This is a genomic window from Leptolyngbya cf. ectocarpi LEGE 11479 (assembly GCF_015207065.1).
In the GTDB taxonomy this organism is placed as follows: domain Bacteria; phylum Cyanobacteriota; class Cyanobacteriia; order Phormidesmidales; family Phormidesmidaceae; genus Leptothoe; species Leptothoe ectocarpi.
Map to the genome: position 1 here is coordinate 18,780 of NZ_JADEXP010000035.1, position 9,708 is coordinate 28,487.

Consider the following 9,708-nt stretch of genomic DNA (forward strand, 5'->3'; position numbering starts at 1 on the left):
TAATGCTCTTAACTGTCCAATGACTGTCCAAATGGGGTTTCCTAACTTGGAAACCCCATTTGCCATATAGACATCAGACAATACAGGCGTCTAGCTCTCTCCACAGCTGAACCCTCTTCGGACGCTCCTGGGAATCAGCTATAGTTTATGTCTGAGTTGCTTTTTCATCGCCGTGGCTATTGCTGTAGACCAACTGATCACCCCCGATATTGCCCGTCCTGCTCGCTACTTGGGCAACGAGCTAGGAGCGGTGCATAAAGACTGGGAAACCACGACCATTCGTTGGGTGCTGACCTATCCAGAAATTTATGAGGTGGGAGCATCGAATCTAGGGCACATCATTCTCTACAGCATCATTAATCAGCAGCCTAGACAACTTTGCGATCGCGCCTATCTCCCCGGCTCAGACCTAGCCCAAAAGCTAACAGATAGCGACACGCGGCTGTTTGCAGTCGAGTCCCGGCGGCAGCTCACGGACTTTGACATTCTGGGCTTTAGCCTCAGTTATGAACTGGGTGCCACCAACATTTTAGAAATGCTCACCCTGGCAGGCATTCCCCTCACCTGGGAGGAACGCAACAGCGAGGGACCTTGGGATGAATCCAGCTGGCCCATGATTTTTGCCGGGGGCCAGACCGCCACCTCTAACCCTGAACCCTATGCAGATTTCTTTGACTTTATCGCTTTGGGGGACGGCGAAGAACTGCTGCCAGAAATTGGCCTAGTGCTGGAAGAAGGCAAAGCAGCAGGCATGACTCGCCGGGAAATCTTGTTAGATCTAGCCCAGGTCCCCGGTGTCTATGTGCCCCAGTTTTATGACATGGCCGAGGACGGCTCGGTCCATCCCAATCGCGATGACGTCCCTAAACGTATTCTGCGCCGAGTCGCTATACCCATTCCCGACTATTCCATCGGACTCGTGCCCCATGTACAGACGGTCCACGATCGGCTCACGATCGAGATTCGTCGAGGCTGCACCCGAGGCTGCCGGTTTTGTCAGCCTGGGATGCTCACACGTCCCGCTCGCGATGTCGACCCAGAGCAAGTCGTAGATACCATTGAGCGGGGCATGCGAGCCACTGGCTACAACGAATTCTCCCTGCTCTCCCTCAGCTGTTCAGACTACCTGGCTCTGCCCGCCGTGGGTATGGAAGTCAAAAACCGGCTCAAAACCGATAATGTGTCCCTATCGCTGCCCAGCCAGCGTGTGGATCGCTTTGACGAGAATATTGCCCACATTATTGGGGGTACTCGCAAAACCGGTCTCACCTTTGCTCCAGAAGCAGGCACCCAGCGCATGCGAGACATTATCAATAAAGGCCTCACCAATGAAGAGCTGCTGCGCGGTGTTAAAACAGCCCACGAACAAGGGTGGGACAAGGTCAAGCTTTATTTTATGATCGGCCTGCCAGGGGAGAGCGATCCTGATGTTTTAGGCATTGCTGAAACCGTTCAGTGGCTGCGGCGAGAATGTCGCATCAAGGGTCGTCGGTCTTTAAACTTCAACATTACAATCTCGAATTTTACGCCCAAACCTCACACCCCATTTCAGTGGCATTCTGTCTCTACCAGTGAGTTTGAACGTAAGCAAGCCATGTTAAAAGAGGCTTTTCGCTCCATTCGAGGAGTGAAAGTCAACTTCACAGATGTCCGCATTTCAGCGATGGAAGACTTTGTCGGTCGGGGCGATCGACGGTTGGCAGCCGTTGTCCGCCGGGCTTGGGAACTCGGGGCTGGCATGGATGCCTGGTGGGAAAGTCTAGAGCGCGCCTTTAACGCCTGGACCCAGGCGATTGATGACGCTGGACTCACCTGGAAATATCGTCAGGTGGAACAGGGAGAATGGAATCTCGGGGAGTCCTTAGAACAACAACAGCCAGTAATTAAACAGGCTCAGACTCCCGCTAATAATACTCCCACCAACAATACAGACAGCTGGCAAGCTGCCATGGATGCCCCCTTACCCTGGGACCATCTGGATACTGGCATTGATAAAAGCTGGCTCCAGGAGGATCTGCGCCGTGCCTTAGCGGCGGCGGTCGTGCCGGACTGCTCATTTGAGGGCTGCTCCCACTGTGGTGTGTGCGGTACTGACTTTGGACACAACATTGTGGTGCCACCGCTACCGATACCGGCCTTTGAAGGCCATGGCAAACCAAAATCCGAGCGGGTGCAGCGCCTCCGCATGACGCTTGGCAAACTAGAGGACATGGCCTTGATCGGCCACTTGGACCTGGCCAGGATGCTAGATCGGGCCGTTAGACGCGCCGCGCTGCCCATTTCATTTACCGGCGGCTATCATCCTGGGCCTCGGATCGCCCCAGCCAATGCCCTATCGCTGGGAGCCACCAGTACGGGAGAAGTCATTGATTTTGAACTGACGGAACCGATGGAGACAGATAGCTTTCGACAGAGGCTACAAGAGCAGCTATCTGACACCTTACCCATCTACGGGGTGACAGCCGTTGATATCAAAGCACCGTCAGCAACCAAAGCCTTGGCACAGGCAGACTATTTGCTCGCGATCGCAAGCGCACCCCAGAACATTAACCAACCTTGGCAACAGTGGATTAATCAAATCTTAGCTACCGATGAAATCCTCGATACCCACACGACTAAATCCGGCAAGGTTAAGCAGATCAACCTGCGAGAGCGGCTACATACGCTAGAAATCGTCACCGATTTACCCGACTGCTTACCTACCAGCGTTATCCACAAGTTAGCCACGACTGGGGATGTGATTATTCGCTATATCGGCAGCTGTCGGAATGATGGCACCATGCTACGCCCCGAACACGTGCTACGTATGTTAGAACGTCAGCATGAGGATTCAACCGAGCTAACCCTAGGCCATATCCATCGTCAGCAGCTTATATTGCAAAGCCATCATGAGCCGATCAATGAGCAGATAGCGGTAGAACAGCCATGAAACTTACTCAATGGTCCGTTATTCCCGTCCTATATATCCTGTTATCAGGTCATGATGCCTTAGCTCAGTCATTGAGAGAGCAGGTCAACGCCGTTAGTCAAATTAATGAGCAGCAGCTGATCACTGACATTCCAGCGACCGCATCTGCGGCTGCACCATCCGATCAGGAGTTTACGGTTCCCAGCCTGTGGTGGCAGCAGCACCAACAGGGTGAGGCCATTGACAGACGTTTAATTGATAATTGGTACGCCTATAGTGACCAGGTTAGCCCTATTCCCCATGTAGACGTGGTGGTGAATGGTCAGATTTGGCCATTACTAAACTATCTAGAGCAGTATGCATTTATCACCCAGTTTGGGGAAAGCGCCAAATCCGATGACTATCAGCTGCGAGTCTTTACAGGGAATCGTTTAGTCGGGTTACATGTGTGTGACTTTAGAGCAGAGCGCAGCAGCACCGGCAGCAACGAGAATACTGCTGAACCATGCGTTGTAGAGCTAGATTATTTTGGCCAAGGAGCTATTCGTGGACGCTCGCGCTGAGTAGTTCGGCCAGGGCCGTCTGACCACTGCTGGTTAAGGGTAGTAGGACTTCTCCTCCGTCTGGTAACCGCAGCATTTGCTCAGGTAGGCTCTCTGGTATATTTGCTCCAGGCAAGAAAAATAACGGTGATAGGCCATAGCTAGATACAGAAATTTGCGTCGCAATGGGAGTTTGCCAGCAGAAGTCCATCCAGTCTTGGGTCGCGGGCGTAATCGATGAATTACGTGGAGAAACCCATAGATCGCTGGTTAAAACAGTCCCTTCTTGAGGATGCAATGCACCGAGTCGTCGATAGCGAACAAGGGTGGCTAAAATGTCACCACTCCAGCCTACCGCTAGCCAAACATCTTCATTTACTAAGGCTTTGAGATAGTCCTGGGAGTCAAATACTCTAACTTGCCGATATAGGGCTAAAAGCTGTTCCTTAACATCGTCTCGGGTAAGCGCTGCTTCGTCATTGATGGAATGGCCCAACGCTTTTAAGACAATGGCGACAGCCAACCGAGGCTGATTGGGCATGGCAATCCTTCCTTCTAGCTCAGGTCGCCAGAGATCTCCCCACTTGCCAATGGCCTGAGCGGAGGGCTTAAACATAGATGTTTGGTAGGCAATCATCAGCCCCTGGGTACGATAGGGCACAGCCCATAGTTCTCCCTTAGCCGTAGGTTTACCTTGCTGATCGCGGCGGAGTAGGCGTTGCCATGGTTCAGGCAGCTGAGCGATCGGGGCAAACTCAGGTAAGGGTTGAATCAGATCCTGACGAATTGCATGATCGAGCCAAGGATCGCTCAGGGTCACCAGACTGGTATCTACGGTGGGGGCAGCGGTCTTCTCGGCCGTTTGGGGCGTTTGGGGCGAGAACCATCGCCGCCAGAGAGGTGGTGGCGCTGTTGTTTGAGAGCGCCACCATTGTAATTGCTGATAAATTTCGACCAGCGTTAACTCGGCCTCAAACTGTGTTGGGGTCTTGCGAGCAAAGGCTTTTAATATCTGCGATGGAACTGAACGAGCCAACAGTTTTATCTGTAAGGCAGTCGCTGGGCTAGGACGACAACTCGCGATCGCAGTCCCCACTAATCCCCACAATACTGTGCGTCGTTTTACCATCGTGCCCTACTAGATGCGCCTATCTAACCTAGCGCAATAGGTGAACCCAATCCCAACTGGTAGATGGATTATTCAACTCGTCAGCCCAGGCCCTGACATTTCTTCAAAGCATAAAAAAGGGAAAGGCTACGACCTTTCCCTTTATTCACATTGACAGCGCTAAATCTCAAGAGAAAGCGCCACAGCTACTAGTCAGCACCTAGTCAAAGACAGCGGGTGCAGAGAAACGGGTCTTACCAGCACCCCACATATCACCCATTACCTTGGGTTGAAGTAAAATGTATCCAGCAATGGCAGTCAAATCATCATCAGTTAGACTACGCATTTTAGGAAAGATATCAGTACTTTGAGTACTGGGGTGTAGCTCAGAAATCTCAGTTAATCCATCGTAGGTTGTGGGGTTATTCAAATAATCAATCAGAGCTTCCAGGTTGTTACGGTTTGGATAAGCCCCTTCTAACGCTTCGGGCTCTAAACCAACGTTGGGATTGGTCTTCGTAATACCTTGCACGTGACAGGTAGCACAGGCGTAGTTAAACTGTCGTCGCCCTTGAGCTACCTGCTCCAGGGAAAGCACTACTGTGTCACCCTGCTCATTTAGTGGAATGGTACGGATCGACTCATCCAGCTCAGCCGCCATCGCGTTGTCACCTAAAAACAGGTTGCCGATAAGAAAAACAGCCGCGACCACCAGCCAAATGTACTTTTTAAACATGATTCTCCTCGAAATGGATCGCCCATCAAATACGCAACACAGCACAAAGCATTAAGCCCAAAGATTAGGCAACGCTCGCGATTTGAAACTATCTGATTATTCAGTTAGCCAATAGTTAATAACTATCATGCCACCGATAGGGTCAATTCCCAAAACAGTAACAGGATTGACTAAATAACCGGTTTGATCGGCACCGGATGGCCATTGTTCACTCTCTCTAGAGAAACATGGCTCAGACTGGGCGTAGGGGCAGGCAGCTGATGCAGACGAATCAACTGAGCCAGGGTATCTTTGAGCTGGGTCCGGGGCACAATTTTATCGATAAACCCATGTTTGAGCAGATATTCTGCCGTTTGAAAGTCGTCTGGCAGTTTTTCTCGCAAGGTTTGTTCCACCACTCGCCGCCCGGCAAATCCTATGGTGGCATTGGGTTCGGCTAGAATAATATCACCGAGCATAGCAAAGCTAGCGGTAACGCCCCCTGTCGTGGGATGGGTCAAGATTGGCATATACAGTAGACGACTATCGCGATGGCGTTCTAGCGCCCCTGATATTTTGGCCATCTGCATCAGACTCAGCATGCCTTCTTGCATGCGGGCACCGCCAGAAGCACAAGCAATCACAACGGGCAGTCGAGCAGCCGTGGCATGTTCTATGAGACGAGTGAGTTTTTCCCCGACCACTGAGCCCATACTGCCGCCCATAAAGCGAAAGTCCATTACGCCCAGGGCAATGCCTTCACCATTAATCTGGCCAACGCCCGTTTGGACAGCGTCGTTGAGTTTAGTCTTGCTCTGCATATCGCGGATGCGATCGCTATAGGCTTTGCGATCGCGAAACCGTAATGGATCCTTTGGCGCAACCTGGTCATTCAGGGGCTGCCAAGTGTCAGCATCAATCAGCTGATTGATGCGCTCATCACTAAAAACACGATAGTGATAATCACATTCTGGACAAACCATCTGGTTAGCCCTTAGATCCTTGGTATACGTTAAGACCCCACACTCGTCACACTTGGTCCACAGACCATCAGCAATTTCTCGCTCCTGACGATCAGGGCTAATGGGGCTTTCTTTTTTACGATTTGCAAACCAATCAAAAAGGGACATAGACCCTGTTCTCGATACATAGCGTCCTTCAATCCTACCGGCTCGCCTCCCCCCCTGGTAGAGTCCCCATAGATTTTGTCGTCGCCACAGATTACCACAGTCGTTAAAAGAATAGGCTCAAATACCCCTGTATCAAGGCATTACCAAAAAACAGGCTAATTCCTGCACCGAAGGCTAAAAATGGACCAAAGGGTATTGGCTGACGACGATTGAGCCACCCGAGCCAGATACCCAGCCCCCCTGCCAAGGTTCCCAACAAAGACGCTAGCAGCACACTCAGCAACAGTCCTTGCCACCCTAACCATGCACCTATCATGGCCGCTAGCTTTCCATCTCCCCCGCCCATGGCTGTCTTACCCATGGCAACAGCCCCCAGTAGGCTAATGCCATCAAATAACCATAGCCCCAAAATACTGGCCGCCACACTCGCTGCTAGGGCCTCCCACCGATCAGTCGCCAGCCCCCCCTGGGCTAGCCAGCCCAGGCACACCCCTGACATGGTTAACGAGTTAGGTAATGTCAGGGTGTCCATATCGATTAGCGTCAGCGCGACTAGCCAGCTGATTAATCCCCAATAGACAGGCGTTTCTAGACTCCAGCCAAAGCGCAGAAATAGCGTCAAAAACAATAGCCCGCTGCAAAACTCTACCCCAGGGTATCGGGGAGAAATGCGGACGCGACAGTATCGACAGCGCCCGCGCAACCATAGCCAGCCGACAATAGGCACATTGTCATAAGGCTTTAAACGCGTTAGGCAGCGAGGGCAGCGGGACGGTGGAGATAGTAATGAGATACCCGCCGGTAGGCGATAAATAACAACGTTGAGAAAACTGCCAATGGAGGCCCCAAGCACAAATACGAATGCATAGGGCAACCAGCTATATAGGAGCCAGTCCACAGCCATAGGCTAGTGCAAACCTGGCTCTAGCTGAGTCAAGGGAATAAAACTCTCATGGGGGAGCAGCACCGGCTTGGGACCAAAAATCAATTTTCCCCGGCGAGTGAGCCGACCGATAGCAACACCAATAGGACGCTCAATCACCTCCGGATGCACCTCATAGTAGGTGCGGTAAATATGACGAGCGGCCCGTAGCAACGCCGGGTCTAGCATGGATGATGGAGTTCTGAGGTTCAGAGGACTGCGCCCCGTGGCTGCCACGCTGGGATGTACCGCTGCCTCGCCGTGGCTACTATACTCTGGCCGCTGTAAGGATGACACGACTAAATAGTCCCTCTTACTAGATCGTACTTTGGTGATCGCACTTTACTCAATTCCACTCAATTCTAAAATTTAGCCAATCAAATATTTGCTGACGATACCCTATGTCCACAGCCAGGAACAGCCCTGTCGTTGCTCAGTACATTGCTCAGTACACCAATACTAGCTGCGATCTCCAGATTCTGCCAGAATTCCCCTACCAGGATTAGGCTAAGGCTTTTAAGAGAGCTTCACCCATCGCCTGACAACCAACAGCGGTCATACCCTCGGCCATAATATCGCCAGTGCGATATCCCTGGTCTAGCACCGTATCCACCGCCGTTTCTAACATGGCCGCCGCCTGGGGCTGATTGAGTCCGTAGCGCAACATCATGGCCGCACTGAGCACCTGAGCTAAGGGATTAGCCTTGTCTTGGCCAGCAATATCAGGGGCGGAGCCATGGACGGGCTCAAACACGCCCGGACCAGAGGCTCCCAAACTGGCGGAGGGCAACATGCCAATACTGCCGGTCAGCATGGCGGCGGCATCCGACAAAATATCCCCAAATAAATTACCGGTGACGATGGTGTCAAACTGTTTGGGCCACCGCAGTAGCTGCATGGCAGCGTTATCGACATACATGTGAGTCAGGTCCACCTTGCTGTAGTCCTGGGCTAAGGCAGTGATGCGATCGCGCCACAGCTGTGACACTTCGAGGACATTGGCCTTATCCACCGAACACAGGCGACCCTGACGTTTTTGAGCTGCCTCAAAGGCCACCCGACCAATGCGATCGACTTCAGCACCTGTGTAGGCCATGGTGTTCACACCTCGCTGATCGCCATCAGCATCAAAAATACCCCGAGGTTGGCCAAAGTAGATGCCACCGGTCAGTTCGCGCACCACCATAATGTCCACCCCTTCAATCACATCGCGCTTGAGGGACGATGCATCAATCAGCTGGGGCAAAATTGTGGCGGGACGCAAATTCGCAAACAGCTGCAGCCCTGAGCGCAAACCCAGCAGTCCGGTTTCTGGACGCTGGGCGCGGGGTAATGAATCCCACTTATAGCCACCGATGGCCGCGAGCAGCACCGCATCACTTTGCCGACAGGTGGCGAGGGTGTCTTCGGGGAGCGGACTGCCCGTAGCATCAATGGCACACCCACCAATCGGGGCTTCCGTAAAGTCAAACTGAATGTCTAACTTGGCACCAACCGCCTTGAGCACATCAACGGCAACCGCCGTGATTTCAGGGCCGATACCGTCACCGGGAAGAAGAGTAATACGAAACTGCTGGGTCATGGAAGCCTACATCAAGATCTCAGAATGATGTTCGATCAATCTTCAACTAATTTTTCAACTAATCGAACATCATATTGTATGCATGGTGAAGCACACGAAATGATCGGGGCATGGTTGACTACATCTATCTTCATGGGTTTGCCTCTGGGCCGCAGTCCTATAAGGGACAATGGTTGCGATCGCGCTTCCAAACTTATGCCATCGATCTCCAGCTGCTGGACCTCAACCAGGGGGACTTTGCCCACCTCACCCTCAGCCGCCAAATTGACCAAGTGCTCCAGCAGCTGCACGGCCCCACCATTCTGATTGGCTCTAGCTTAGGGGGCATCGTAGCGGCCTGGGCAGCCCAGCAATCTGAGCATATTGAGCAGCTCATCTTACTCGCCCCCGCCTTTCAATTTCTCAATCAGTGGCTACCGCGCTTGGGCGAAGAGCAGCTCCACCAGTGGCAATCCACTGGCTGGCTATCGGTCTACCATTACGGTCTAGACTCCCAACAACCACTGCATTACGATTTTTTGACCGATGCCCAACGCTATCCAGACGGCCAATTAAAGAAAGCCATTCCGACATGTATTCTCCACGGTCAACACGATGACATCATCGCCCTAGAGGCCAGTCGTCTCTACGCTCAACATCGGCCTTGGGTAACCTTAAAGCCCCTAGATACCGACCATGGCATGGTCAATGCCATAGATGATATTTGGCATGCCATTACAGATGTTTGCCAGCTGCCACAATCGCCATAGCAAAATGGCACAATAAAAGCCCACACCAAGAGCCCACCGCCGCCGTTTTGAC

Annotated in this window: 9 protein-coding genes; 3 read left to right on the plus strand and 6 right to left on the minus strand. The window is 52.3% G+C overall.

Translation table 11 applies throughout. From position 1 onward, the window contains the following. The first annotated feature begins 172 nt into the window (after positions 1-172). Complete coding sequence (locus IQ260_RS06435; RefSeq protein WP_193991935.1) at positions 173-2,929, plus strand: TIGR03960 family B12-binding radical SAM protein; 2,757 nt, start codon at positions 173-175, stop codon at positions 2,927-2,929. After that, a complete protein-coding gene (locus IQ260_RS06440; RefSeq protein WP_193991937.1) occupies positions 2,926-3,471 on the plus strand; it encodes a hypothetical protein in 546 nt (181 codons plus the stop codon). The genes IQ260_RS06435 and IQ260_RS06440 overlap by 4 nt, the downstream gene beginning before the upstream one ends. Here the strand turns inward: IQ260_RS06440 and IQ260_RS06445 are convergent. The 6 genes from IQ260_RS06445 to leuB all read right to left on the minus strand — a co-directional run bounded on the left by IQ260_RS06445 (position 3,449) and on the right by leuB (position 8,907). Further along, positions 3,449-4,579 (minus strand): extracellular solute-binding protein, encoded by a 1,131-nt coding sequence (locus IQ260_RS06445; RefSeq protein ID WP_193991939.1) that lies wholly within the window; start codon positions 4,577-4,579, stop codon positions 3,449-3,451. The genes IQ260_RS06440 and IQ260_RS06445 overlap by 23 nt on opposite strands. Positions 4,580-4,778: 199 nt before the next feature. After that, entirely contained in the window at positions 4,779-5,294 is a 516-nt protein-coding gene (psbV, locus tag IQ260_RS06450) for a photosystem II cytochrome c-550 (RefSeq protein WP_193991940.1), read from the minus strand. 170 nt (positions 5,295-5,464) lie between these two features. After that, positions 5,465-6,403 (minus strand): acetyl-CoA carboxylase, carboxyltransferase subunit beta, encoded by a 939-nt coding sequence (accD, locus tag IQ260_RS06455; RefSeq protein WP_193991942.1) that lies wholly within the window; start codon positions 6,401-6,403, stop codon positions 5,465-5,467. A 103-nt stretch (positions 6,404-6,506) separates the two neighbouring features. Continuing rightward, positions 6,507-7,307, minus strand: a complete 801-nt coding sequence (locus IQ260_RS06460; RefSeq protein WP_193991944.1) for a prepilin peptidase — start codon at positions 7,305-7,307, stop codon at positions 6,507-6,509. A 3-nt stretch (positions 7,308-7,310) separates the two neighbouring features. Continuing rightward, a complete protein-coding gene (locus IQ260_RS06465) occupies positions 7,311-7,622 on the minus strand; it encodes a hypothetical protein (protein ID WP_322744909.1) in 312 nt (103 codons plus the stop codon). A 205-nt stretch (positions 7,623-7,827) separates the two neighbouring features. Continuing rightward, complete coding sequence (leuB, locus tag IQ260_RS06470) at positions 7,828-8,907, minus strand: 3-isopropylmalate dehydrogenase (RefSeq protein WP_193991947.1); 1,080 nt, start codon at positions 8,905-8,907, stop codon at positions 7,828-7,830. A gap of 110 nt (positions 8,908-9,017) precedes the next feature. On the opposite strand from leuB, the gene IQ260_RS06475 reads away from it, so the two are divergent. Then, positions 9,018-9,656, plus strand: coding sequence for a YqiA/YcfP family alpha/beta fold hydrolase (locus IQ260_RS06475; protein WP_193991949.1), 639 nt, complete (start codon positions 9,018-9,020; stop codon positions 9,654-9,656). The last annotated feature ends 52 nt before the right edge of the window (positions 9,657-9,708 follow it).

Bases quoted from the DNA above. Each gene is read 5' to 3' on its own strand.
- IQ260_RS06440 (WP_193991937.1), top strand. From the start codon at position 2,926: ATGAAACTTACTCAATGGTCCGTTATTCCCGTCCTATATATCCTGTTA.
- IQ260_RS06445 (WP_193991939.1), bottom strand. From the start codon at position 4,579: ATGGTAAAACGACGCACAGTATTGTGGGGATTAGTGGGGACTGCGATC.
- psbV (WP_193991940.1), bottom strand. From the start codon at position 5,294: ATGTTTAAAAAGTACATTTGGCTGGTGGTCGCGGCTGTTTTTCTTATC.
- accD (WP_193991942.1), bottom strand. From the start codon at position 6,403: ATGTCCCTTTTTGATTGGTTTGCAAATCGTAAAAAAGAAAGCCCCATT.
- IQ260_RS06460 (WP_193991944.1), bottom strand. From the start codon at position 7,307: ATGGCTGTGGACTGGCTCCTATATAGCTGGTTGCCCTATGCATTCGTA.
- leuB (WP_193991947.1), bottom strand. From the start codon at position 8,907: ATGACCCAGCAGTTTCGTATTACTCTTCTTCCCGGTGACGGTATCGGC.
- IQ260_RS06475 (WP_193991949.1), top strand. From the start codon at position 9,018: ATGGTTGACTACATCTATCTTCATGGGTTTGCCTCTGGGCCGCAGTCC.